The organism is Pseudoxanthomonas sacheonensis (genome assembly GCF_031455975.1).
GTDB classification, from domain to species: domain Bacteria; phylum Pseudomonadota; class Gammaproteobacteria; order Xanthomonadales; family Xanthomonadaceae; genus Pseudoxanthomonas_A; species Pseudoxanthomonas_A sacheonensis_A.
Genome location: NZ_JAVDTT010000001.1, coordinates 633771 through 659190, shown reverse-complemented (window position 1 = coordinate 659190; position 25420 = coordinate 633771). Strand labels below are relative to the sequence as shown.

18 protein-coding genes are annotated in these 25420 nt (G+C 62.8%); 12 read left to right on the top strand and 6 right to left on the bottom strand.

Features of this window, described 5'->3' with window-relative positions; translation table 11 throughout:
• Nucleotides 1-5 precede the first annotated feature (5 nt).
• Genes J2W94_RS02970 through J2W94_RS02950 form a run of 5 tightly spaced genes read left to right on the top strand, consistent with a single transcriptional unit; the run spans nucleotide 6 to nucleotide 6163 of the window.
• The gene (locus J2W94_RS02970; RefSeq protein ID WP_310090164.1) at nucleotides 6-617 is read left to right on the top strand and encodes a class I SAM-dependent methyltransferase; all 612 of its coding nucleotides are present in this window, start codon (nucleotides 6-8) and stop codon (nucleotides 615-617) included.
• Nucleotides 610-1836 carry a glycosyltransferase gene (locus J2W94_RS02965; RefSeq protein WP_310090162.1) on the top strand — a complete coding sequence of 409 codons (1227 nt, stop codon included), beginning with the start codon at nucleotides 610-612 and terminating at the stop codon, nucleotides 1834-1836. The genes J2W94_RS02970 and J2W94_RS02965 overlap by 8 nt, the downstream gene beginning before the upstream one ends.
• Entirely contained in the window at nucleotides 1833-3893 is a 2061-nt protein-coding gene (locus tag J2W94_RS02960) for an NAD-dependent epimerase/dehydratase family protein (protein WP_310090160.1), read from the top strand. The genes J2W94_RS02965 and J2W94_RS02960 overlap by 4 nt, the downstream gene beginning before the upstream one ends.
• A gap of 18 nt (nucleotides 3894-3911) precedes the next feature.
• Nucleotides 3912-5054, top strand: coding sequence for a GNAT family N-acetyltransferase (locus J2W94_RS02955; RefSeq protein ID WP_310090158.1), 1143 nt, complete (start codon nucleotides 3912-3914; stop codon nucleotides 5052-5054).
• Nucleotides 5051-6163 carry a GNAT family N-acetyltransferase gene (locus J2W94_RS02950; protein WP_310090156.1) on the top strand — a complete coding sequence of 371 codons (1113 nt, stop codon included), beginning with the start codon at nucleotides 5051-5053 and terminating at the stop codon, nucleotides 6161-6163. Before J2W94_RS02955 ends, J2W94_RS02950 begins: the two co-directional genes overlap by 4 nt.
• Before the next feature lie 462 nt (nucleotides 6164-6625).
• On the opposite strand, the gene J2W94_RS02945 is transcribed toward J2W94_RS02950, so the two are convergent.
• From J2W94_RS02945 to J2W94_RS02935, 3 genes are read right to left on the bottom strand one after another with little or no spacing between them, the layout of a single operon-like run.
• Nucleotides 6626-7255 carry a hypothetical protein gene (locus J2W94_RS02945; RefSeq protein WP_310090154.1) on the bottom strand — a complete coding sequence of 210 codons (630 nt, stop codon included), beginning with the start codon at nucleotides 7253-7255 and terminating at the stop codon, nucleotides 6626-6628.
• 6 nt (nucleotides 7256-7261) lie between these two features.
• Nucleotides 7262-8794, bottom strand: a complete 1533-nt coding sequence (locus tag J2W94_RS02940) for an oligosaccharide flippase family protein (RefSeq protein ID WP_310090152.1) — start codon at nucleotides 8792-8794, stop codon at nucleotides 7262-7264.
• Nucleotides 8795-8825: 31 nt separating this feature from the next.
• Entirely contained in the window at nucleotides 8826-9857 is a 1032-nt protein-coding gene (locus J2W94_RS02935; RefSeq protein ID WP_310090150.1) for an acyltransferase family protein, read from the bottom strand.
• A 104-nt stretch (nucleotides 9858-9961) separates the two neighbouring features.
• Between J2W94_RS02935 and J2W94_RS02930 the strand changes: the two genes are divergently transcribed.
• From J2W94_RS02930 to J2W94_RS02915, 4 genes are all read left to right on the top strand, one after another.
• A complete protein-coding gene (locus J2W94_RS02930) occupies nucleotides 9962-11152 on the top strand; it encodes a glycosyltransferase (protein ID WP_310090148.1) in 1191 nt (396 codons plus the stop codon).
• 39 nt (nucleotides 11153-11191) lie between these two features.
• Nucleotides 11192-13180 (top strand): asparagine synthase (glutamine-hydrolyzing), encoded by a 1989-nt coding sequence (gene asnB, locus J2W94_RS02925; protein ID WP_310090145.1) that lies wholly within the window; start codon nucleotides 11192-11194, stop codon nucleotides 13178-13180.
• A 45-nt stretch (nucleotides 13181-13225) separates the two neighbouring features.
• Nucleotides 13226-14155: a methyltransferase domain-containing protein gene (locus J2W94_RS02920; protein WP_310090144.1), complete on the top strand. Its 930-nt coding sequence runs from the start codon at nucleotides 13226-13228 to the stop codon at nucleotides 14153-14155.
• Between the two features lie 802 nt (nucleotides 14156-14957).
• Entirely contained in the window at nucleotides 14958-15701 is a 744-nt protein-coding gene (locus J2W94_RS02915; protein WP_310090143.1) for a transposase, read from the top strand.
• Between the two features lie 221 nt (nucleotides 15702-15922).
• Here J2W94_RS02915 and J2W94_RS02910 read toward each other — a convergent pair whose 3' ends face one another.
• The 3 genes from J2W94_RS02910 to J2W94_RS02900 all read right to left on the bottom strand — a co-directional run bounded on the left by J2W94_RS02910 (nucleotide 15923) and on the right by J2W94_RS02900 (nucleotide 22512).
• Nucleotides 15923-16294 carry a tetratricopeptide repeat protein gene (locus tag J2W94_RS02910; RefSeq protein WP_310090142.1) on the bottom strand — a complete coding sequence of 124 codons (372 nt, stop codon included), beginning with the start codon at nucleotides 16292-16294 and terminating at the stop codon, nucleotides 15923-15925.
• A 52-nt stretch (nucleotides 16295-16346) separates the two neighbouring features.
• Nucleotides 16347-21149, bottom strand: a complete 4803-nt coding sequence (locus J2W94_RS02905; protein ID WP_310090141.1) for an RHS repeat-associated core domain-containing protein — start codon at nucleotides 21147-21149, stop codon at nucleotides 16347-16349.
• A gap of 190 nt (nucleotides 21150-21339) precedes the next feature.
• On the bottom strand, nucleotides 21340-22512 hold the full coding sequence (locus tag J2W94_RS02900) for a PQQ-dependent sugar dehydrogenase (protein ID WP_310090140.1): 1173 nt from the start codon (nucleotides 22510-22512) through the stop codon (nucleotides 21340-21342).
• A 159-nt stretch (nucleotides 22513-22671) separates the two neighbouring features.
• Here J2W94_RS02900 and J2W94_RS02895 point away from each other — a divergent pair, with 159 nt between their 5' ends.
• Genes J2W94_RS02895 through nadE form a run of 3 tightly spaced genes read left to right on the top strand, consistent with a single transcriptional unit; the run spans nucleotide 22672 to nucleotide 25417 of the window.
• A complete protein-coding gene (locus J2W94_RS02895; protein WP_310090139.1) occupies nucleotides 22672-22920 on the top strand; it encodes an acyl carrier protein in 249 nt (82 codons plus the stop codon).
• Nucleotides 22921-22934: 14 nt separating this feature from the next.
• Nucleotides 22935-24440 (top strand): class I adenylate-forming enzyme family protein, encoded by a 1506-nt coding sequence (locus J2W94_RS02890; RefSeq protein WP_310090138.1) that lies wholly within the window; start codon nucleotides 22935-22937, stop codon nucleotides 24438-24440.
• Nucleotides 24437-25417, top strand: a complete 981-nt coding sequence (nadE, locus tag J2W94_RS02885) for an NAD(+) synthase (protein WP_310090137.1) — start codon at nucleotides 24437-24439, stop codon at nucleotides 25415-25417. The genes J2W94_RS02890 and nadE overlap by 4 nt, the downstream gene beginning before the upstream one ends.
• Nucleotides 25418-25420: the final 3 nt, after the last annotated feature.

The window sequence follows — 25420 nt, the reverse complement described above, 5'->3', positions numbered from 1 at the left end:
AAACCATGTTCGCTGGCACCGCCAGACTGCTGAAAAAAGCGCAGAGACGCCTGTGGATGAAGTACGCCCTGCGTGGTGTCGGCGGCAGCGACAACCACTCCCGGCTGGACCTCGCCTATAACGTCGAGGATCCCTGGAACATGGACTCGGAGCTGGAGCAGTCCCGCTTCCAGGCCACCAACCGCATCATCGAAAAGAATTTCGGCCGTGTCGGCTCGCTGCTCGAGATCGGCTGCGGCGAAGGCCACCAGACCCAATACCTGGCGCGCTTGAGCGACGAGCAGTACGGCATCGATGTAAGCATCCACGCGATCGAGCGCGCGCGCCTGCGCCTTCCCTCCGCGCATTTCGCCGCGACCGACCTGTTCAATCTGCCTTGGGAGCACCAGCCGCAACGGTTCGACCTGGTCACCGCCTGCGAGGTGCTCTACTACCTCAGCGACCCGGCCACGACCCTGCAACGCATGCGCCAGTTGGGACGCTGCGGGCTGGTGACCTTCTTCGCACCGGCCAGCGGCCGCATCGGCCCGCATCTGGACGCCATACCGGGCCTGCACAAAGACTGGATTTACCACGGCGGCACCTCCTGGCTGGTGGGCTGGTGGCGCGATGAGTGAGGCAGACACGCCGCTGCGGGGAGTGGGCATCGTCTACTTCGGCAACGACTGGAATGCCGAGAACCGCACCAGCAGCCATCACGTGGCCGAGCGACTGGCACGGGTCCTGCCCGTGCTGTACGTCGATTCGCCCGGCATGCGCGCCCCCAGCGCCAATGGACGCGACTTCAAGCGCGCACTGCGCAAGCTGCGCGCGGCGCTGCAAGTTCCGGAACTGATACGCGAAGGATTCTGGCGCTGCACGGTGCCGCAGCTGCCGTTCCGGCGCATCCCCGGGGTGGAAGCCTTCAACCGACGCTTCAGCCGCTGGGCCGTGCGGCGCGCGCTGCGTCATGCGGGAATCACGCGCCGGATCTCCTGGTTCGTGGTGCCGCATCCCGGCTTTCTGGCCGGGCAGCTGGACGAAGAGTTGTGCGTCTTCTATTGCATCGACGATTACGCCGCGCACCCGGGCGTGGACATGGCCTTGATCGCGCAGCGCGACGAAGCCCTCAGCCGACGCGCAGACCTGCTGTTCGTGGCGCCGCCCGCGTTGCTGGAAAGCAAGCGCGCGCTGAATCCTTCCACCTTGTTCGCGCCGCATGGCGTGGACGCGGCGCTGTTCGGCCGCGCACAAGACGACGGCACCGAAGTGCCCGCCATCGTGCGCGGTCTTCCCCATCCCGTGATCGGCTACATAGGCTCGATACACGAATGGATAGATCTGGAGCTGATCGCTTGGTTGGCGACGCAGCGTCCGCAGTGGTCGTTCCTGCTGGTGGGGCATGCCGCGGTCGATGTGAGCGAACTCCGCGCCCTGCCCAACGTGCATTTCACCGGCGCGCAGCCGTACCAGGAGTTGCCAGGCTGGGCCAAGGCGTTCGACGCCGCCATCATTCCCTACCGCCTCAACCGCCAGGTCGCCAACGCCAATCCGCTGAAATTGCGCGAATACCTGGCCACCGGCAAACCCGTGGTCAGCGTACGCAATGCGGAGATCGAAAAGTTCGCCCAGTGGGTCGGCATCGCCGACGACCGCGACGGCTTTCTGGCGGCGCTCGACAGCGCGCTGGCCGACGACACCCCGCAAGCGGCCGCGCTGCGCATCGCATCGGTAGCCGACCAGACCTGGGACCACCGGGTCGAAGCGGTGCTGGATGCGGTCGCGCAAAAACTGGCCGCCAAACACGCGCTGTCGAACAAAATTCCCTCTTCCGAGTTTCAACCCGGTACTCCATGAGCATTGATCCTTCCCAAAAGCTGCGCGTCGCCCTGGTCGGCGCCGGCTACGTCGCTGGCCACCACCTCTCCGCACTGAAAGCCTTGGACTTCGTCGAGGTGGTGGGCATCTGCGACACCAACCTGGAGGCGGCGCGCGCGCTTGCGGCGCGCCATGGCGTGCCGCTGGCCGCCGCTTCGCTGGCCGAACTTGCGCCCGCCAAACCACAAGCGGTGCACGTACTCACGCCTCCGTCCTCGCACGCGTCCATCACCCTGGCGGCGTTGGCGATGGGCTGCCATGTGTTGGTCGAAAAGCCGATGGCCGATTCGGTCGCCGATTGCGAAACGATGATCGACAAAGCGCGCGAGAAGCACCTGGTGCTCGGCGTGAATCACTCCGACCTCTACGACCCGGTTTTGCTGCAGGCGTTGGATGCCGTGCGCAAAGGTTCGATCGGCGAACTGGTGTCGGTGGATATCGTGCGCAACTCCGAGTATCCGGCCTATGCCGGCGGCCCGCTGCCCGGCTCCGTCACCCAGGGCTCGTACCCGTTCCGCGATCTGGGCGTGCACGGGCTGTACACCATCGAAGCTTTCCTGGGTCCGGTGACCGACCTGCAAGTGCAGTACCAAGCGCGCGGCACCGATCCCAATCTGCATTTCGACGAGTGGCAAGCGCAGGCGCGCACCGGACAGGGCGTAGGCCGGCTGCTGTTGTCGTGGAACGCGCGCCCGATGGAGAACCGCGTTTTCGTGCGCGGCACGCGCGGCACCATCGAGGTCGATCGCTTCCTGCAGACCTGCCGCATCCATCGGGTGCTGCCGGGTCCCAAGTTCATCGGCATCATGGTCAATGCCTGGATAAGCGCAATGAAGGACGTGTTCCGCATTCCTTGGAACGTGGTCCGCTTCGCCACCGGCATGCTCAAGCCTTCGCCCGGCATCCAGCGCGGCGCGCAGGAATTCGCGAAAGCCGCGCGCGACCATGCGCCGCCGCCGTTCGGCGGCGAAGACGCCCTGCGTATCGCAAAACTGCTGGAACCGGTGTGCGCCGAACCCGACCGCCTGCGCCTGCAAAGCCTGGAAGACCGATACGCTGCTCTGGCCCCGGTGGACGCTTTGGTGACCGGTGCCGCGGGCTTCCTGGGACGCAAGCTGGTCGCGCGACTGCGCGAACAGGGACAGCGCGTACGCGTGCTGGTTCGCCGGCCCGTCGCAGCCTACGCCAGCGACGACGGCGTGCAGATGGTGGTGGGAGATTTGGGCGACCCGCGCATGGTGGCCCATGCCGTGGCCGGCGTGCCGATCGTGTACCACGTGGGCGCGGCGATGCGCGGCAGCGCACGGGACTTCGAAGCCGGCACTACTTGGGGAACCCGCAACATCGTGGAGGCGTGTCTCGTCAGCCGCCCGCAGCGCTTGATCTACGTGAGTTCGATGAGCGTGTTCGATCATGCCGGACGCGATCCGCAAGCGGTGATGACCGAAGCTTCCGCGCTCGAACCGCATCCCGGGCTGCGAGGCGCTTACACCCAGACCAAGCTCGCGGCCGAGCGGCTCGTGCAGAACGCGATCCGCGAACACGGACTGCAGGCCGTGATCCTGCGCCCCGGCCAGATCTTCGGCCCCGGCGCCGAGCGGGTGACGCCGAACGGCGTGATCGCGCTGGCGGGACGCTGGGTCGCGATAGGCAGCGGCGCGCAGACCATTCCGGTGGTTTATCTGGACGACGTGGTCGATGCTCTGCAGCAAGCAGCCGTTGCGCCAAAGGCTGTCGGCGGAGTCTTCAATGTGGTCGATACGCAACCCATCACCCAGCAGGAATACCTGAACAGCTGCCGCAGGAAGCTGGGCAGCGAACTCAAGCTGGTGCGCGTGCCCACCTGGATCTTCATGGGGCTGGGTTTTGGCGTGGAACTGCTGGGCAAGCTGCTGCGCCGCGAGGTTCCGCTGACGCGGTACCGCGTGCGATCGCTGCGGCCACTGGCCAATTTCGACACCCATGCGGCGCGTGAGGCGCTGGAATGGTCGCCCCGGATCGGGGCAAGGAGAGGAATGGATGCCACTTTCGGCTGACCCGTACGCGCCCTGACCATGCGCACGCAATCGCTTGCGGATACCGCGAGCCCCTCTTACCGGGTTCGCCTGGAACCTTTGCCCCCTTTGGACGAACTGGGCGTGCGCTGGCAGGAACTGGAACGGCGTTCGCGCTGCAGTTTCTTCATCAGCTGGCGCTGGATCGGCCCGTGGCTGGCGCTGATCTCTCCATTGCGCCATGCGCGCCTGTTGAGCGTGTCGCAAGGCACGCGAACGATCGCCTTGGGAATTTTCACTCAGCGCAGGCGCTTCTTTGGCCTGGGCCCGTTGCACCTGCGTCTGCATGAAGTGGGCGACAAGGTGCTGGACAGCCTGACCATCGAGTACAACGGCCTGATCTGCGAAGACGGGCACGAGCGCGAAGCGCTTGCGGCCGTGCTGGACCACCTGGCCCACAACGACAAACGTTGGTTGACCCTGTACCTGCCCGGCATGGCCGCCGACGACGTTCCATTCGAAAGAGTCCGTGCTCTCGGCATGGCCATGCGCTCGCGCAAACGCGCCGCGCATTACATCGACCTGGCCGAACTGCGCGACGGCGGCAACGACTACCTGCCGACCGTACTCAGCAGCAAGGCGCGTGGCGCGGTACGGCGGACCGCGCGCAAACTGCAGGCCGGCTTCGGCGAGCTCTGCGTCACCATCGCCGCCACCATCGAGGAGAGGCTCGCCTTCTTCCAGGCGATGGTGCGGCTGCACGAATCCCACTGGAGCGAGGAAGAGCAGGATCGCGGCGCGTTCGGCAACCCGCGCATCCTGCGCTTCCACGAGCGTCTTATCGCCCAATCCGGCGACGGCGAAGGCGCGCAACTGATCCGCGTAAACGCCGGCGAGCACATCGTGGGTTACGTCTACAACCTGGCCTGGCGCGACACCTTGTACTTCTATCAGGCCGGCATCGACTACAGGCGTTTCGGCGACTCCGGCAGCCCCGGGCTGTTGCTGCTGACCCGCGCCGTGGAGCACGCGTTGGCCAGCGGCATGGCGCGTTTCGAATTGATGGCCGGCGACTCCGCGTACAAGCGCACCCTGGGCATGGCCGAGAACAAGATGGTCTGGCTTTCGCTGGACCGCAACGGCTGGGCCTCGTCGCTGCGGCGCGCGTGGTGGCGCCTGAAGGGCGAGGTGCAGGAGTCGTGACTGTCGCCGTGCGATGGCTGCCGTTGCAGGACGTCGATGCGGCGACGCTTTCGGCATGGACCGAACTCGGCCAGGCGATGCCGCGCCCCAATCCGTTCGCCATGCCGCAATTCGTCCTGCCGGCGGCGCGCTGGCTGACGCCTCGCACGCCGCCCCAGGTGGCCTTGATAGAACGCCAGCAGCCAGGTTCCCGCAAGCTGATCGGTGCGGGCTGCTTTACTCCGGAGCGTCCCAATCTGTTCGTGCCTGTGTCGCACCTGGCAAGTTATCGCACCCTGCATACCTTTCGCTCGGGCATGTTGTACGCACCAGGCGAGTCCGAGTCCGTGGCCGAGTCCCTGCTGGCCGATCTGCATGGCAAGAGCAAACGACTCCATGCGATCGGCTTCCACAATCTGCTGGCGGAGTGCCCGGTTCTGGCTTCCTTGCGCGAACTGCTGGACGACGGACGCGGAGGCTGGTTCGAACAGCACCGATTCCGGCGGCCGGTGCTGCGGCTGCATCCGCCAACACAGGAGCATGCGCTGGGCGTAATCGTGATGGACCGCGATCTGCGGCGGCGCAAGCGACGCCTGGAAGACCGCGGCACCGCCGCTTTCCGGATCACTCTGGCCAACACGAACGTGGCCGATGCCATGGAAACCCATCTGCAGCTGGAACACGCGGGGTGGAAGGGAACCGCCGGCACCTCATTGCTTGCCTCTCCTTCGCAGGCCGGATTCTTCCGTGAAATGATCCAGCGCTTCGATCAAATCCAGGGCGCGGTGTTCGCCGAAACCCTGTGCGACGGCAAGGTCATCGCATCCACCAGCAATCTGCTGCTGGGCGATACCCTGAACGGCTTCAAGACCGGCTGGCATCCGGATTTCGCTGCCTGCAGCCCCGGCCGCTTGAACGAAGTCTTCCTGTCCGCAGCGGTTCCTTCCGCGTGGCCGCAAGTCGCCGTCTTCGACAGTCAGGCGCAGGAAGATTCCTATCTTTCGGAGTTGCTGCCGCACCGCGACACCATGATCACCGGTACGCTGGCGGTGACCCGCCTGGGTCGACGTGCGATGCGTACCGCGCGCTTGATCCGTCCCGTCGCGTATCGACTGGACAAGGATCGCTGAAGAAGCGATCCAACCGCATACAAAGCTTCATTGCTTCTGCTCCATAAACCTCGTGAGGAGCGGCATGCGGATTGGGTAAACCCGAAGGGCGGCGCACATGGATGTGCGCCGTTTCCGGAGGCGCAGGATGCGCCTTACGGAAATTCCCAATTCGCATGCGTACCCAACGGCTTCATCGTTGGGCGCGCCGTAGGGCGGCTTTCTTTTGGTTACTTTTCTTTGCCGTTCAAAGAAAAGTGACTCGCGCAAAGCGCGAAACGATTTGGCTTTGCTTCAAAGAATCAGAAACAAGATCAAGAGCACCCCTCCTCAGTCCTCCCCTGCGCTTTGCGCAAGGGAGGAGGCAGAAGCAGATGCGGAAGCAGCAGCAAGAGCAAGATCAAAATGGATGACCAGCCATTCGGCTGTTGAGGAGCACTTCCAGCTTGCGCTGGGATGATGGTGGTTTTGTTCGGGGGTCTGCTAGGCGATATGCGCGCGATGCCATTCCTGTTCTTCAGGGCTGAGCCACAACACACGGCGCTCGGGCCGGATCGCGCTGGGTTGCGGGATACAGGCGGGCGGGCGGCTGCGGATCAGCAGGCGCTTGCCCAACGCAAGCGAGCGCACCGTGGCCAGGCGCTGGAAACCCAACGCCCTGTGCGCGCGCAACGATACCCAGTTCGATGCGCTGACGTCGGACAGGTAACGCATGGGTCGCTCGTCCAATGTGCCGGCCAGGTCCATCATGGCGGTGAGCAGCCGCCGGCCGCGGCGCTCGGGTGCCACGAACGCATCGCGAGCCCACACATGGGTCGCTTCGAGATCCACCCGCCAGCACATTTCGTCGAAATAGCGCGGACAGGCGTGCGCTACCCAGAACCAGGCGACCAGCCCCTGCTCTTCCTCCACCGCGAACAGCCGCAGGCCGTGACCGAAACGGGCGAGGATGCGTTTCATGTCGCCGCGCCGACCGTAACGCCGGTCTTCCCGGGAAATGCGTTCGGCATCTTCCACACGCAACTCGATGAAACGTTGATCGGGCGTCAGCGCCGCTTCGCGCACGAAGCCGGGATCGCGACCCAACAGGACGATGGCGTTGAACTCGATCATGCGCGCTCAATCATGCGTGGCCTTGGCGGGTTTGAAACTATTCGATACCTGCTGCAGTTCCGATTTTCCCGATGCGCTCAGCAGGCGCAGCACATCCTGCAGCAGACCGCGGCCGAACGCGTACAAGCAAGCTGCGTACACGACCACGCCCATCGCGATCTCGCACGCCAACAGGACCAGTTTCCTGTCCTGCAGGTGCGGGGCAAGCTGCCAGCGCAGCAACAGCACGGCCGCGACCGTCGCCACACAGGCCGCCAGCACACGAAGCAGCGGTCCGCCCAGATTCCGCAACGACAGCCCATGTCGGTGGCAGGCCGATGCCGAAAGCGCGAACTGTACGATCAACGCAATTCCCACCGAGAACGAAGCCGCAACCACGCCCCAGCGCGACAGAAACACCAGCGCCGCCACCAGCGTCGCGATCGAGATCGCTTCGATGCGCACCAGGGTGAAATTCCGCCCCAACGCGGCCAGGAACGAGGCCAGCATGAAACTTCCTGCGCCCAGCACCGAAGTCACCGCCATCACGCTGAGCAAGGGCGCCACTTGCGCCCATGCCGGCGGCAGCAGCGCGTCGACCAAGGTCTGTGCGCAACTGGCCAGGCCGAAGGCCATCGGACACAACACCACGGCGGTGAGCGCAAGCGCACGTACGATCATGGGCGCGCGCTGCGCCGGCTGCGCACGCACGATGGCCGGCATCAACACGTTGCCCACATGCCCGCCCACGAACAACGCCGGCAAGTGCGCAAGGCTGAAAGCCAGGCTATAAGTGCCGGCCGCCTCCGCGCCCAGCACGCGCATCATCAGCGGCTTGTCCCAGTAGCGCGCGCCCTCGCTCAGGGTGATCTCGGCGGTCACCGGCGCGCCAAAACGGAAAATATGCCTCAATCGTTGCGCGGTGACCGGCGCCGGACCCAGCCAGCTGCGCAGTCCGGTACCCGCAATCAGCATCGCGGTGATCACGCAGGATTGCACGATGAAAGCGACGATCATCGACTGCCCACCCAACGCCGTAGCGCTGACCAGAACAATGGCGACCAGGGCGTAGGCGATGTCTCCCACTCCGGTGGCGATCGCGATGCGCCTGAAACGCAGTTCGCGGGCCAGCAACTTGTCCGGAATGGCGCCCATCCGGCGGATCGTCATGCCCAGCAGCGCGCCCGGCAGGTAGTCGACCAGTTGCGGGGCGGAAAGCAGCTGCGAAATGACCGGCGTAGCCAGCCACAGCCCCGCCAGGACCAGCACGCCGAACGACAGGTACACCAGCGAGGCAGCGAAGATCGCCGGCCGGCCCTCACCGCCGTGCACGATCACGTACTGGCCACAGCCCCAGGCCGATATCCAGTTTCCAGTCAGGGCGATGATGGTGGCCACCGCCACCTCGCCCACGATGTCGGGGCTCAGATGCCGCGCGAAAATCAAAGTGGCCACCAGTCCCAGCGCGCGGCCCAGCAAGCCGGCGCCGATGCTCCAGGCGGCGGAGGAAACGATCTGGTGGTTGTCGCTCAACCGCCCTCCCCGCGAAGGAGTGCGCATGTTTCCGATCGGGTCCCGCGCAGCGCGTGAATCATGCCGATTTCAGTTGCAGACCGTTGGCGCGCCACCACGAGCGGATCTTCCGCATCGCGGGCCGTTCCACAACGAAGGTCAGGGCACTGGCCAGCGCCAACACGATGGCCAGGGTCAGCAGGCATGCCAGCAGACTCGGCACGCCCTGCCGCTCCAGATCGTGGATCAAGGCGAAACCTATCGCCTGGTGCAACAGGTACAGCGAGTAGGAAATACTGCCCAGGAAGACGAAGAATGCGCCGCGCAACCATGCAAGCAGGTTGTTCACGAACAACAGGAAAATTCCGCAGCAGGCGAGCCCCACCCACAGGAATACAGGGGGGTTGGCGACGCCTATCGCCACCAGACACAAACCCATCATCGCGCAGTTCAACCGGTTTTCCTGCGGTCGCGTATGCAGGCGGTAGAACAGGATGCCCAGGGCGAAGAACGGTATGTGGCGCAGGATCAGCAACTCGCGGGCCAGATAGGAGAAGTGCATGCGGTGCTGCACCACTTCGCCGTAGCCCATCGCCAGCCCCAGCCACAGCAGGATAATCAGGTGGATGCGCTTGAGCTGGCCCAGCGCGAACCACAGCAGCATCTGCGCATAGAAGAACAACTCTACCTGCAGGGTCCAATACGAGCCGTCCAGATGTTCGCCCCCGAGGATCTGCTGCACCATCGTCAGGTTGAGCAGAAGATCGCGCAGCGACAGACGCTGCTCCGGCATGCCCAGCAGGTAGACGAAGATAGCGGTGAGGGCCATTGCGGCCCAGTACGCGGGGTACAGACGGGAGAAGCGCGAGACCACGAAATCCATCGCGGTGCGCGTGCGTTCCAGGGTCATGAAGATCACGAAACCGCTGATCAGGAAAAACAGGTTCACGCCATAGTTGCCCGGCGGGAACCCGAACCCGAGCGGCGTCGTATGACCGTATTGCTGCCCATATTGCGTTGTGTAATGGAAGGCCACGACGGCCAGCGCTGCGATTCCCCGCAAGGCATCCAGCTCAACCACACGAGAGGACGGTGACGCTTCTTTATGCATCTTGGCCCTCCTACTAACGATCACTGTATGGCAGTGGAAACGCAGTTCGCCGGATTTTTCGGCCAATACTCGTCTCCGCTCCCCGCCGCGCGGACCGCTCGCCGATGCGTCTGCTGATCGTCACTTCGCAGTTCCCCATCGCCGGCGAACCGAACCGCGGTCGCCCCGTGTATCAGACCATTCGCGAACTCTCGCGCCTGGCCACAGTACGCGTGGTCAGCCCGGTCGCCAGCTACCCGCGTTGGGCGCAGCCGCGCAGCTATTTGTTCCGCGCCTCCGACGATGCGCACACGGTGGAAGGCTGCGACGTGCAATACGTGCGCTATCCGGCCTTGCCCGCATTGACGCGTCCGTTCAACGGCGGCTCCTGCGCGCGCGCTCTGCATGCGCCTCTCAAGGCTTTCGCTCCGGATCTGGTGCTGTCCTACTGGCTTTACCCCGATGCGTATGGCGCCATGCTGGCCGCGCGCAAGGCGGGCCTGCCGCTGGTGGCCGGCGCGCGCGGCTCCGACCTGCGCGTACGCGACGCGATCAGCCGCGGGCTGACGCGGCCCGTGGTGCGCGCCGCGCAACGCCTGCTGGTGGTCAGCGAGGACCTGGGACGCGTGGCCGTCGAAAACTACGGCGCCGATGCGGCACGCATCCGCACCATTCCCAACGGCTGCGACGCCTCCCTCTTCCACCCCGCCGACCGCGCAGCTGCGCGTGCCCAATTAGGTATCGCCGCGACCGATGCCGAAGTGGTGACCTATGTCGGCCGGTTGGTGGCCGAAAAAGGCCTGCGCGAATTGCTGGAAGCCTGCCGGACGCTTTCCGCCGCACGCCCGCGCCTGCGTCTGGTGTTGGTTGGCGAAGGGCCGATGCGCGAAGAAATCGCGTCGCGCCTGGCTGGCGATCCGTCGTTGCAAGTGACGTTGGCGGGAGCGCAGCCGCCCGCGGAAGTCGCACGCTGGATGGCGGCCTCCGACCTGGTGACTTTGCCGAGCTATTCCGAAGGCCACCCCAACGTACTGGTGGAAGCGCTGGCCTGCGGCCGGCCCGTGGTCGCCACGCCCGTGGGCGGCATTCCCGAAGTGGTCGATGCCGACTCCGGAATCCTGGTGCCGGCACGCGATGCCGCTGCGCTGGCCGCCGGCCTGGCGCAGGCGCTGGATCGCCGCTGGGATGAAGCCGCCCTGGCGCGCAAGTTCTCGCGCGACTGGCGTCAGGTCGCCGAAGACACGCTGGAGGCCTGCGAGCAGGCCTTGCACGAATCGCGGACGACTCTCGCCGTCAGCGCCGCGCACGCCCGCTAAGCACGCCTACACTGTCGTCGACCAGGAGCACCAGAACCGATGTGCGGAATTGCAGGTTTCAGCGGACCGGATGTCACGGCCGGGGCGGCACGCCCGGCGCTGGAACGCATGATCCATACCCTGGCCCATCGCGGGCCGGACGGTTATGGCTTCCACGCCGAACCGGGAATCGGCCTGGCGCATGCGCGCTTGTCGATCATCGACCTGGCGACGGGCGACCAGCCCATCCACAACCCGCGCCGCGACGTGTGGACGGTGTTCAACGGAGAGATCTTCAACTACATCGAACTGCGGCAGTCGCTGCAAGCGGCGGGGCACCAGTTCTACACACAATCGGATACCGAAGTGATCGTGCACTTGTACGACCGCTACGGCGACGATTTCGTGCAGCATCTCAACGGTCAGTTCGCCATCGCCCTGTGGGACGCGCAACGCCAGCGCCTGGTGTTGGCGCGCGACCGCGCCGGCATCCGTCCGCTGTTCCACGCGCGCAGCGGCGGTCGGGTCTGGTTCGCCTCGGAAGTCAAAGCGCTGCTGGCCGTGCTGCCCGAGTGCGCCACGCTGGATCCGTTGGGCCTGGCGCAAACCTTGACCTACTGGTCGGCGGTGGATCCGGGCACGCTGTACCAAGGCGTGCACAGCCTGCCGCCCGGCTGTCTGCTCAGCATCGAACGCGACGGGTGCGAGACGATGACCCAGTACTGGGACTGGACTTTCCCCAGCGCCGCCGAGACCTCGCCTTCGCGTTATCCGAAAAGCATCGAAGCGGCTACCGCCGAACTGCGCGAACTGCTGGTGGACGCGATACGCCTGCAACTGCGCGCCGACGTGCCGGTCGGCGCGTACCTGAGTGGCGGGCTGGATTCGTCCGGTATCGTGGCCATGATCCGCGGCTTCACGCAGACGCCGGTGCGCACTTTCTCGGTCGCGTTCGAGGACGGCGAGTTCGACGAAAGCGAACACCAGCAGGCGATGGTGCGGCACCTGGGCACCGACCACACCACCCTGCGCTGCACGCGCCGCGACATCGGCGACGCCTTTCCGCGCCTGATCCGGCATACCGAAACGCCCGTGCTGCGCACCGCGCCGGTGCCGTTGATGTTGCTGGCCGGCAGCGTGCGCGAACAAGGCTACAAGGTGGTGCTGACCGGCGAAGGTGCCGACGAAGTGTTCGGCGGCTACGATTTGTTCAAAGAAGCCAAGATCCGCCGCTTCTGGGCGCGCCAGCCGGATTCGCGCATGCGTCCGCTGCTGCTGCAGCGTCTTTATGGCTATCTGGAAAATTCGCCGGTGCGCAATCCGGCGTTCGCGCAGTCGTTCTTCGGCCAGGGCATGGAACACCTGCAACGCCCGATCTTCGCGCACACCCCGCGCTGGACCACGTCGCAGCGCGCGCTTTCGTTCCTGTCGCCGGAACTGCGCGCCGGCATCGGCGAGTGGGATCCGCTGGACGCCTACGAACGCACGCTGCCTGCGGAAATATCGTCGTGGAGCGGCCTGGCACGCGATCAGTACGTGGAAGCGAAATCGCTGCTGGCTGGGTATCTGCTGTCTTCGCAGGGCGACCGCGTGGCCATGGCCAGTTCCATCGAGGGGCGCGTGCCCTATCTGGATCACCGGGTCATCGAATTCGCCAATCGGCTGCCGCCCAGTTTCAAGATCCGCGGCATGACCGAGAAATACATCCTGCGCCGCGCTTTGGCCGACTTGCTGCCGGAGGAAATCCTGCAGCGGACCAAGCAGCCCTATCGTTCGCCAGACAGCCAGAGTTTCTTCTTCGACGGGCGGCCGCTGGATTACGTGGCCGAGTTGATGGGCGCCGACAGCATTCGTGCCGCCGGCTATTTCGATCCGGTCTCGGTGGGCAGGCTGGTGGAGAAGTGCCGGCAGGGACGCGCCACCGGCTTCGCCGACAACCAGGCGTTCGTGGGCATCCTCTCCACGATGCTGGCGCACCGTCAGACCGCCGAGGCGCGCCAGCAGGCGGCGAGCGCGCGATCGACCTCCGTCGACGCCGCCCTCGCATGATCAAGAGGCGACCACGCAATATGCAACCGGCATTGGGGGACTGAGATGCACTGGCGAATCAAGGGGCTGATCCAGAAGGCGCTGGGCCCGCTGCCCGGCGGCGAGGCGCTGCACTACCGGCTGCAGCGCCGTTTCGGTGGGCTGCAGAATTTCCACAGGGAATTGTCGGTCAAAGTGGAGGACTGGCAGATCATGGTCCGGCATCTGCGCGATGCGGGTGTGGCCATTTCCAGCAGCCATTTCTTCGAGATCGGCACGGGCTGGTATCCGACGTTTCCGTTCGCTTTATATCTGGCCGGCGCGCGGCGCATCACCACTTACGATCTCATCCGGCATTTGCAGGACGATCTGGTGCGGGCGGCGGTGAAGGAGCTGGGCGGCTTCCTCAAGGTCATCGCCGAGGACAGCGGCAGCGACTTGGCCGAAGTGCAGGCGCGCTACGGGATGCTGGCGACGGCGGTGGATGCCGGCGCGGATCTGAGCGAAGCCACCGGCGGCAGGATCCTGTATTCGGCGCCTGCCGACGCGACCGCCACGGCGCTGGCCGATGGCGAAGTGGACGTGGTGTTCTCCAACAGCGTGCTGGAGCACGTGCCGCCAGAGGCGATCACGGCGATGTACCGCGAGTCGATGCGCATCCTGTCGCCGGGCGGGATCATGTTCCACTCGGTCAACTGCGGCGATCATTATTCGTATGTGGACAGCAAGATCCACCAGCTCAATTATCTGCGGTATTCGGACCGGGCGTGGAAGCTGTGGAACAACGCTTTTTTGTATCAGAACCGTATGCGGGCGCATGAGTTCGTGGAGGGTGCGGCTGCGTTGGGATTCAAGATAGAGCTGGACACTTCGACTGCGCGCGCCAATCGCTTGGAGCAATTGGCGGCGATGAAGGTGGATTCCCGCTTCGCGCAGGTACCGCCGGAGAGGTTGTGCATTACCAGTGTTGATTTTATTGCTCGTAATCCCGCGTAGGTTTGGCCTTGGCCCACCATTTGCATCATCAGATAGCGATGACGTCCGAGTGAAGAGCGGTGGCTAAAGCCCACCCTGCGGGGCCTTAAAAGCCAAACACAGCCATCTGGAACAAGAGCATGCGCTGGGCAACGAACGACTCCGGAAAATGGTCCAGAAGACATTGAATCACTCGACCACCTGCAGCCCGCACGGTAGACCCCGAGCCAGGACCAGTTAGTTGCATCCGTTCCCTATAGTTCTATGTGAACCCAAGGGGGAACCAAACTCCCCGCAATGCAGGGTTGCCCATGTTTGGCTGTACGTGATTTTTATCGAGAGATTCGAGCTCAATCGACTCAGTGATAGATCTGATAGTTGGCAAGTGTTCCCCATGGAATATCTTGGATTTTAGTAATTCGATTGCATCCTCTCGCGAAAAGGCGGTGACACCACATCCCTGTTGCATCCAGGAGTATTGAGGAGGTTCTTCGAATTCCACCCACATTCTCATTAGCTGCATGACTAGTTTACGACCCTTGGCGGCATGTTAGGCTCAAAACGAATGAAGGACCCGTCCGTTGGATTGGGCACTCCACGAAGTATTCCGTGACCCGGATCCAAGCTAGGCAATCTTCCTTGCAACCCATGAGCAAAAAGGGGTCAGAGAACATTACCGTTCGGCAAAAAGGCGGCAAAAAGGCGGCAAAAAGGGGTCCAAAAAGGGGTCAAAAAGGGGTCAGAGAACATTACCGTTTGAATCAGCCATTTCCTGTCCATGTATCCGGAAATATCGGATGGTCAGCATGATGGAGTGACATACATGCTGGTCCCACCTCAGCAACCACGCAACCCTATGCGCCGCCCTCGACTCGAGCTCCCCGGAATCCCGCTACACATCACTCATCGCGGGGTTAATCGCGCCGCTACTTTCCTCGACGAGGATGACTATGTCAGTTATCTGCAAGCCTTGGAAGCATCCGCTGAAGCGCAGCACGTGCGAGTCCATGGCTATGTCCTGATGACCAATCATGTCCATCTCCTGGTTAGCGCCCAGGAAACTGGAACCGTATCTCGAATGATGCAAGCCATTGGGCGTCGATACGTCCGCACCTTGAATACCAAGCACCGGCGGACAGGGACCCTCTGGGAAGGCCGCTACAAGTCCTGCCTGGTTGACTCAGACCACTATCTGCTGCGGTGCCTGCGGTATATCGAACTCAATCCTGTGCGAGCCGGCATGGTTGCGTTGCCTGAACACTATCGGTGGTCCAGCGTTCACGCCCACCTTGGAAAACACCCAGACCCTCGCTGGACGCCACATCCACTTTATCTCGCACTTAATGAAGATCCGGTGGCGCGCTCGCATCTCTATCACACCCTACTGATGGAGCCTATCTCCTCCGCAGATATCCAGTCCATTCGCGACCACCTCCAGCAGGAGCGAGTCTTGGGCTCTCCCGCATTCCAGGCTATGGTCGAAAAGACGCTCAATCGCTCCTGCTGCTTGCGATCGCCTGGCCGACCCACCAAAGAAACAGAAAATTCAAACACTAATGTTCTCTGACCCCTTTTTCGGAAAATTCAAACACTAATGTTCTCTGACCCCTTTTTCGGACCCCTTTTTCGCCTTTTTCGGAAGCAGCGCAGGCCCTGCAACGCATGACCTGGGATGAGGATTATCGGCGCGAGGTCGGGCGGAGGATTTCGTAATCCATCATGACAACAAGTCCCACATATAACGGGGCTTGTTGTCATGCGAGTGGATTAATTACGCGCCACCTTTAATTAGTTCTCTGTTTCCCTAAAATTCAGTAACTCTTTTGCTATATCGCGATTCTTAGGAAGGCCAATTCCCCAATAAAAAAGCCTCCCAACTTCTGCGATTGACTGCTTCTCCCCCAACATCATGCCCCTGAAGTAATAGATCCCAGCCTTCCTCAGGTTCTTCCGGATTCCCTTGCCCGTTTCATAGCTCACAGCAACATCAAAGCATGCATCAGGAATGAAGCCCTCAGCCGCATGCAACATGAGAAGAAACCCTTTTTTCTCATCCTTGTCGAAAAAGCGTCCATGGAAGTACCACGTACCAAGCGCGTAAGTCGCCCATCTGTCGCCGCTTTTATGCGCATCTTCAAGAAGGCTCGCTACTGAAGCCATTCTCTTAGTGCTATTTGTGAGCTTAGCCGCACGCAATGCGGCATCATATTTTTTACTTGTCTTTTGGGGGCCAAGGCCCTTTGTGACCGGGAGGCTTCTTCCCATACGGGTCTCTGTTGTCATCACCCTTTTCTCCACCATGTTTATCTGCTTTTGCCCTTGCTCGTCCCTTCTGATGCTTTCCTTTTGTACTTGGTCGAGCACCACTCGTATGTTCCGCTGCTTGCTGCACTAACTCACCACATGGCTGACCATCGCAAGGATGCGGTGCATAGATAAGCATTAATGGACCTGTCAGCCGAGCTAACGTTCCCTCAATGATAACGGGCCAAGGAACAGGCGCAGGCCTTGGCATGGAAACAGGACGCGGAACAGCTACAGGCGAAGGCGCAATTGGCCGTTGACCGATGACCACAACGGTAGCTTCATTGGTAATCGGAGGTGGAGGTGGAGGCGGAGGTGGCTCATTCTTTTCATCCAGTGCAAAACGACCATCTGGATCTGTAAACACATACGGGTTGTTATTGGCGTACCAGTAGCGATTGAAGTTGTCGCCCGTATCCTCATCTGCCGTTACTGGATCCACGCTGAGGAACCTTCCGATGCCGGGATCGTAATAGCGCTGCTGCATATAAGTCAGCCCGGTAGCCGCATCCTGCACATGCCCCGTAAATCCCGGTCCATCGGTCAGCGGCCGGTTGATCAGTTTCCCGTAAGGTTCGTATTCGCTCTTTTCAATGAAGTTACCCGCACTGTCGGTCGTGGCGATCGGCGTGCCCAGCGCATCGGTGTGCTGGTACTTGGCCACCGCACCGCCGCCCGCGGTGGGTTGTTCGCGGATCGCCACCAGACTGCCACCCAGATAAAGGTTGACGTAGTCCAGCCCCTTGCGGTTGTCCCGATGGAAAGACAGCTGACCGTTCGAAGCGTATTGCTGGTAGTCACAAGCGGCAGGCGTGCAGCTGAGTACCCGCCGGCCATGGCCGTCATAGGCGTACCACTCGCCTGGCGCGCTGCGCAGGCGATTGCCGTAGTCGAACACATAGTCCACGTCGTTCTTGTCATCCACATTGCCCTGAGGGTCGTAACCCAAAGTGGTGACCGCCGCACCACTGCAGCTGCCGGTGCGGATGAACGTCAATTGCCAGCTCGTGGCGTTGTAGCAATAGAAGTGGTCGCGTGCCGCAACCTGGGCCGAGGCACCCACCGTTACCCGGGTCAGATTGTCCAGCACGTCGTAGCCGTAGCTGGCCGTGCCGAACATCGCTGAGGTGGTTTGGGTCAGCCTGTCCAAGTTGTCGTAGGTCATGCCCCGCGTCTGGCGCGCCCCGCTGGTGTAGTCGGTAATGGCGCTGACATTGGCGTGCTTGTCGAAGGTATAGCCCAAGTCCAAGCGCTGGTTGGCCGCCGCGCAAGACCCGGCCAGGGTGCAGTCGGTACTGCGGCTCGGAAGCTGGCGCATGTTCTGGGTCATCGTATGTACGATGCCGTTGCCGTAGGTGAACTGTTTGATGGCTCCGTTGGGGTAATAGCTCACCCCCGTGGCATAGGTCCCGACCTGGGTCGGCTGGCCAAGCGCATTGGGCGCGTAGTTCACCGCAGTCGTGTTGGCGTAGGTCTGGCTGAGTAGATGGCCATTGGCGTTGTAGCCATAGCTTTGGGTAAAGGGGCCTCCCGCTATGTTCACCGTCTCGGAGGTCGGTAGCCGACGCTTGTTGTAGTTGTAAGTGTTGACGATGGGATTGGCAACGTTGGGATTGGTGGTGCCGATCTGGGTCACCAGGCCGTCCGGGGCGTAGGTCCAGGTCTGGTCGCCTTTGGTGTCGGGGAAGTTCAGGGTCTTGACCCGGTTGCGGGCATCAAAAGTGCGATCCACGCGCCGGGCAGCCACCGAGGCACTCGTGCCGTTGGCCTCGCAGGCCGTGGCCGCAGGCAGACCTGCAGCCGACCACTTGAGATTGCCCGCGGCGTCGTAGCCGGTCAGCGTAGCCCCGGTCTCCGGTTCCACACCGCGGCAAAGTTCCTGATAACCGTTGTAGGTGTAGCTGCGGGTGATACCCAAGGTGTTGCCGGTGTCCTGGCGGCGCAACGTAAGCGGCTTGCCGAACACATCGCGAGTGATATTGGTGACCGCCCCGGCAGGATGCAGCACGTTCACCGGCCAGTCTGTGGTGGGCTGGTCGTAGACCTGGTAGCTGGTGGTGGTCTGCCAAGCCGCGCCTTTGGGTGGAGTGACGCGGGTCTTGAAGCCGGTCAGATATTCGGTCAGCGTGGTCAACAGGCCCAGCTCACTGTCCTGCGACACCGACGTCACTCGATCCAAGGCGTCGTACTCACTAAAGGTGCCCTTGAGAGTGGTATCGGTATAGTTAGCCTGCCCGTTGGTGTTCATCGGATAGGACTGGAATTCCACTCGTCCCTGAGTGTCATAACGCTTGATGACCTCCGACAGCGTGCCACTAACGTTGCCCAAGTCCAGCGTCTGCTCCACCACCGGGCGCCAGAGCGCGTCGAAGATGAGAATCTTGCGGCCGTTGCCAGTGAGAATGGTTTGCCGCCAGTGGCCGGCCGGCATGCCATAAGCCGCCGCGTTACCTGCTGCCGTAAAGGTGATGGAGGTGGGGGTCCAGGCGGAGTTATCGCAAACCCCCGCCGTGGTTTCCGAGGGATAAGTGATCAGGTTCACCCGGCCCATGGTGTCGTAGCCATAGCAGGTCTTGTAGCCGTTCTCGTCGGTGATCGAGGTGATCCAGCCGTTGTCGTTGACTACCGCCGATTGAGTGGCGCCGGTAGGCGATTCGGCCGTAATCGGATGCTTGATGGATTGCGGCGTGCCGCGCTTCCAACTGCTAAGCGTGGTGACGTTGTTGTTGCCGTCCTTGACCGTGGCGACGGTACCGTCGGCGTAGTAGGTCAAGGTTTGCTGCAGTTTGCCGAATGCCTTACTCCAAATCGGCCGCGCCAAGCTGTCGAAACCGGTTTCCGCCGCGACGATGCCGTTGACCGAGGACGAGGTAACCTGCCCCAGCATCCACAGCGTGGTGTTGTCATGGTAGACCGTAGTCTCAGCCTTGCTATAACTGAGCGTATTCGACTTGGTCAAGCTCGTCGGACGACCATAGACATCGAAGCAGTACACCGCCCCGCCGCCGCAGCCGGTGTTCACCTGCATCGTAAAGGTCACCCCGTCCTGCACCACGGTCTGCTGCTTCACCGGCCGCACCGCCACGCTCGATGGATCGTCGGCGCCGTAGCCGAACCCGTAGATGCCATAGGTCCCGTAGAAATTCTGTGCGGGCGCCTCGGTTTCCGAAACGTATTCTGTGCTCTCCACTCGACGCGCCACCCCGCCCGCATCCAGCGTCGTGGTTCCCAGCAAACGTCCCTCGTTGGCCGCATACAAATAGCCGTAGCGGTATTGCTTGCTGGTGCTGTCCGGCTCTGTGACCGTCACCGTCTTCTCGCTGGCGCAGGTCGTACACGGATACGGCTGGTTGGCTCCACGCGTACCCCAGAGCGGCTCGCTGCCGAAGGGATAGCTATAGGTCCACGTCTGCGCCGAGAGCCCCGGTCCCGACAACGTCTTCGACGTCAGGCTCATCACGTCGAAGTAGTTGGGCACCTGCAGCTTGTAGCTGATCTGTCCGTTCGAGACGATCTGATTGCAGACGTTGATATGCACGCCCGAGCGCGGATGCCGCTTGTTGTAGAACTGGAACGCACCCATCGCGCCGCTGGGATGCGTCACCGTGAATGTGAACTCCGCGGCGACGGCTGGCGGCTTGATTCCGCAACTGGAATTCGAGTTGCCGTCCCAGAGGCCGCCGTCGTCCGGGAACAGCGTTCCCGCATGCGCGTACTGCCACTGGCTGGCGTCGGGCTGAGCCACCGAGGTCAGCATCCCATTGTCGTCGCCGCTGCTGCCGTAGGCATACGACCAGGTCCGACCGTTCGCCGTGGCCGTCGCCAGCCGCCCATTCGTGTAAGTCAGCACGATGCTGCGCCCGTCGCTGGATGCGATCGCCGTCGGATGTCCCGCCGCGTTGTAGCTGTAGGTCGTCCAATTGCCGAACCGATCTTCGACCCGACTCGCCAGCAGGTAATACCGGGTCCGATTGAACGATACCGGCTGGAAGCCGTCACCGGGTTGATAGTTTATATAGCCCGCGTAACGGGTCGTCGCCATGTCGAAATAGAATTTCAGGCCATCAGAGGTCTGCAGCAGGAAGCCTTCGCCCGCCAGGCCGCTCTGCATCGGAATGCAGCGCACCATGTCGCGCTCGCGCGTGGTCCAAATCCAGGCCGCCCCATCAGTGGGTTGCGGAACGCTCGAAACGCCGATGCTGAGCAGCTTGCGATCTCCCGCGCCGGGCAGATGCACGCTATTGCCCTGCCATCCGTCCGTGGGAGTCAACGGCGCAGGCACCGACGGGAAGCTGGGTGAGGAACACCTCGTATTCGGCCAGGCGGTCTGACCCCAGGTCGTACTGAGGTAGGGCACCTCGATATCCCAGTTTCCCGCGCCGCGGTAGTTCGGATCGCCCGCCGAGCTGCCCGGCGATCCGCCCGGCACGATCTCCATCGAAAACCGACGGCGCAGCTCCACCTGCAAGGCATTATTGCCCGGCAGACTGATATCGGTGACAGCGAACTCGGTCGCGCCGTTGTACAGACTGACGCTGTCGCCCATCAGCCCATCGGACAGCGCGGTGATCGTCTGCGCCGACTCGATGTGCTTGCGGTATTCCTGGTACGGCTGCGCCGCCTGAGCGGCAGCGGCCGTGAGCATCAGCACCGCCCACAGGCAGGCTGCTCTGAATGTCCCAAGACGGATCACTACCAAAGTGCAATTCATCACTCATCCCTTTCAGCCCGTTGCAGGCCGAATTCCTTGAATCCCCAAACCCGCAGCATCCAAAACCCGCGAGTACCCGCGCCCTGTATAGCCTTGCCCGATATCGAATTCAAGCGGATCGCAATACAGTGAGATGTCTCACATTTGTGTGGAAGCGATTCTGGCCACCTTCACCCAATAACGATGTGCGCTAGAGAACTGCAGGCGTAATCCGCAACAACTTCCCATCCACCTCATCCGTCAGCACGTAAAGTGCTCCGTCCGGCCCCTGCCGCACATCGCGAATACGCTGCTTCAGCGCACCGAGCAACCGCTCTTCATGCATCACTTTATCGCCGTCCAATTCCAGACGAATCAGCTCGCTTTGCGCCAGCGAACCTAGAAACAAATTGCCCTTCCATTGCGGAAACAGATCGCCGGTATAGAACGCCATGCCGCTGAGTCCCGGCGATACCGCCCAGACATGATGCGGCTGCTCCATGCCCGGCGCCGATTTTCCGACCGATCCCGGCACCGGTTCGCCGCTGTAGTCGATACCGTGGGTGATGACCGGCCAGCCATAGTTGCGTCCGGCCTGCGGAATATTGAGTTCGTCGCCGCCCATCGGGCCGTGTTCGCTGGTCCATATCTGCCGCGTCACTGGATGCAGCGCGGCGCCCTGCATGTTGCGGTGGCCATACGACCAGATTTCGCCTCTTGCATCGGCACGCTTGACGAAGGGATTGTCGTCGGGGATTCGCCCATCCGGCCATATCCGCACCAGCTTGCCCTGCAACTTGTCCAACTCCTGCGCCGCAGCGGCAGCCACGCGGTTGTCGCCCTGAGTGACGAACAGATGCCCGGCATCGTCGAAGACCAGGCGCGAACCCACGTGGGTGCCGTGCGAAAGTTTCGGTTCCTGGCGATAGACCACTTGCGTGTCCTGTAACGCCCCGTCTTGCAGCCGGCCCCGCACCACAGCGGTGCCGGCCTTGTTGCCGCGCAGATTGGGTTCGGCATAGGACAGGTAAACCAAATTGTCGCTGGCGAAGGTCGGCGAGATCGCCACATCCAGCAGGCCGGCCTGGCCATCGACGAAGAAATCCGGCAACCCCGTGATCGGCGCCGACACCTGCCCCGCCTTGGAAATACGGCGCAGGCGGCCCGGCCTTTCCGTGACCAGCATGTCCCCACCCGGCAGGAAAGCCAGTCCCCAGGGATGCTCGAGACCGGCGACCAGCTCAGTCACCGCATAGTTGCCCTTTTCGGACTCGTGCACGCTAGGCGCGGCTTGCACCGTACGCGGCTGCGCTGCAGGGGAAACGGGCTCCTTGTCGCCGCAAGCCGACAGGGCAAGCAGCAGGAGGACAGCCAGAATGCGCATGGCAACGACTCCGTGGAAACGCAGGTGATGTCCGGATGTTAGCACTCGCTCCGGCGGCGCAACGCGGCCCGCTTCCGGCATTCCGGGCCTGCGCACTGTCCGGTAACAAGCCCAACCCGCGTTCATGTTGATAGCACCAAGGGAGATTGGGGGATCCGCATGCAACAGAAACAACAGATCAAGAAATTCATACTGGAGAATTTCCTGTTCTCGGACGATGAATCGGCACTGGGCGATCAGGACTCGCTGATCCGCGGTGGCATCATCGATTCGACGGGCATCCACGAGCTGATCTTCTTCCTGGAAGACGAGTTCAAGCTGACCATCGTGCCGGATGAAATGATCCCGGCGAATTTCGATTCGATCCAGACCGTCGACGAATTCGTCCGCCGCAAACTCGCCGTTTGACCGGCAGGCCCTGCGTGAACGGACTACCAGGCCGCGTCGCCCTCGTTGCAGGCCAGACACCGCAGCGCACCGCTATGGTGGATGGCGCGCGCAGGATCGACTACGGTCAATTCTGGCGGCAGGCACAGGCTTTCGCCGCGCATCTGCGTGAGCAAGGGCTGGCCAAGGGCCAACGCCTGGCCTTGCTGCTGCCCAACCGGATCGAGGCCGCGGTGGCCTGCTATGGCGGCTGGCTGGCCGGCGCCATCGTGGTGCCGTTGAACGTGCAGGCGCGCGTGCGCGACTTCGCGCCCTGGTTACTGCACAGCGGTGCCCGTCATGTGGTCTACGAACAAGGCCATCGCGATGCGGAACTGGCGCTGGAGGAGATCGGATACAGCGGAGGGCGCACGGCGCTGGCGGAGGGCGAGCCGCTATGTCCGTTGCCGACCGAAGACGACGCGCTCGAACCTCAGCCGATCCACGACGGCGATACGGCGCTGATCCTCTACACCTCCGGCACCACTGGCGCACCGAAAGGGGTGATGCTTAGTCACGCCAATTTGGCGGCGAACGCGGAAGCGGTGGTGGCCTATCTGGGACTGAGCCCGGAAGACCGCGTGCTCAGCGTGCTTCCGTTCTATTACGCCTACGGCGCATCGGTCCTGCATACCCATCTCATCAGCGGCGCCTGCGTGGTACTGGCGCCGAGCCTGATGTTTCCGCATCTGGTGCTGCAGGCGCTTGCGCAGGAACGTGCCACCGGTTTTTCCGGCGTGCCTTCGACCTATGCGCTGCTGCTCCAGCACACCGCTTTGGGCGAATACGATTTCTCTTCGTTGCGCTATCTGACTCAGGCGGGCGGAGCGATGTCGCCGCAGCTCACCAATCGCCTGCGCGCCGCCCTGCCCCATCCGCGATTGTTCGTGATGTACGGACAAACCGAGGCGACTTCGCGCATCAGCTGGCTGCCTCCGGAAAAACTGGACGAAAAACTGGGTTCGGTAGGCATTCCGGTGCAAGGCCTGCACTGGAAGATACTGCATGAGGACGGCAGCCCGGCCGACGCCGGCGATAGCGGCGAAGTGTGGGTGCAAGGACCCAACGTGATGCAGGGATATTGGGAAAACGCGGCCGCCACCGCCAGCGTGCTCGCCGAAGGCTGGCTGCGCACCGGCGACGTCGGTTACCTGGACGGCGATGGTTATCTGTTCCTGCATGGCCGCCGCAGCGACATGATCAAGACCGGCGCGCACCGGGTGCATCCGACTGACGTGGAAGAAGTCATCGCCGAAATGCCGGGCGTGACCGAAGTTGCGGTGGTCGGCGTGGACGACGAAATCCTGGGTCAGGTCGTCAAGGCCTTCGTCGTCGCCAGCGGCCTGCCGCCGCGCGCCGAAGACCGCATCAAGGCGCACTGCCGCGCCCGGTTGGCCCCTTACAAGATTCCCAAACACGTCGCCTTCGTCGACGCCCTGCCGCGCACCGCTTCCGGCAAGGTCCGGCGCGTCCAACTGATGGAACTACAGAGCACACCATGACGACACTAGATGCCACCTCCCTGGATATCGACTACGAAGCCGAAGCGAACCGCATCGCTGCGAAACTGCGCGAAGTCACCGCGCGGCAACTGCATCGCCGCGGCCTGGTCGTGGCCATCTCCGGCGGCATCGACAGTTCGGTCAGCGCCGCCCTGGCGGTACGCGCACTGGGGCCCGAGCGCGTCTTCACCCTTATTCTGCCCGAGCAGGACTCCTCCGACGACAGCGCCGCGCGCGCGCATATTCTGGCCAAGCATCTTGGCGTGCGTACCGAGACGGTCGACATCGCGCCTGCGCTGGCCGCGATCGGCTGTTACACGGCGCGCGACGCCGCGGTACGGCATGCACTGCCCGAATACGGAGAAGGCTGGAAATTCAAGATCGTGATCGATGGCGGCACCGAGGGCCGCATCAACCGCTTCCGCCTGATCGCGCAATCTCCCGAGGGCGCGAGGGTCGAACGCGAGCTGCCGCTGCAGGACTACCTGACCATCGTGGCCGCCACCAATTTCAAGCAGCGCATCCGCAAGACATTGGAATACTTCCATGCCGATCGCCTGAATTACGGCGTGGTCGGTACGCCCAACCGCGTCGAATACGACCAGGGCTTCTTCGTCAAGAACGGCGATGGTTCCGCGGACGTCAAACCCATCGCGCACCTGTACAAATCGCAGGTGTACGGCATGGCCCGCCATCTGGGCCTGCCCGAGCGCGTTTGCGCCGCCATTCCCACCACCGACACTTACAGCCTCAGCCAGGGCCAGGACGAGTTCTACTTCGCCCTGCCCTATCAGCAGATGGATATCGCGCTGTGGGCGCTCAACCACGAGGTACCCGCAAGCGGCTTGGCTACCGCGCTCAAGATCAGCGAAGCGCAGGCGCAGGCGGTCTATGAGGATATTCGCAACAAGCGCCGCACGACCCGTTACCTGCATCAGACCCCGCTGCTGATGAGTCCGGTCATCGAGCTCGACTAGGCC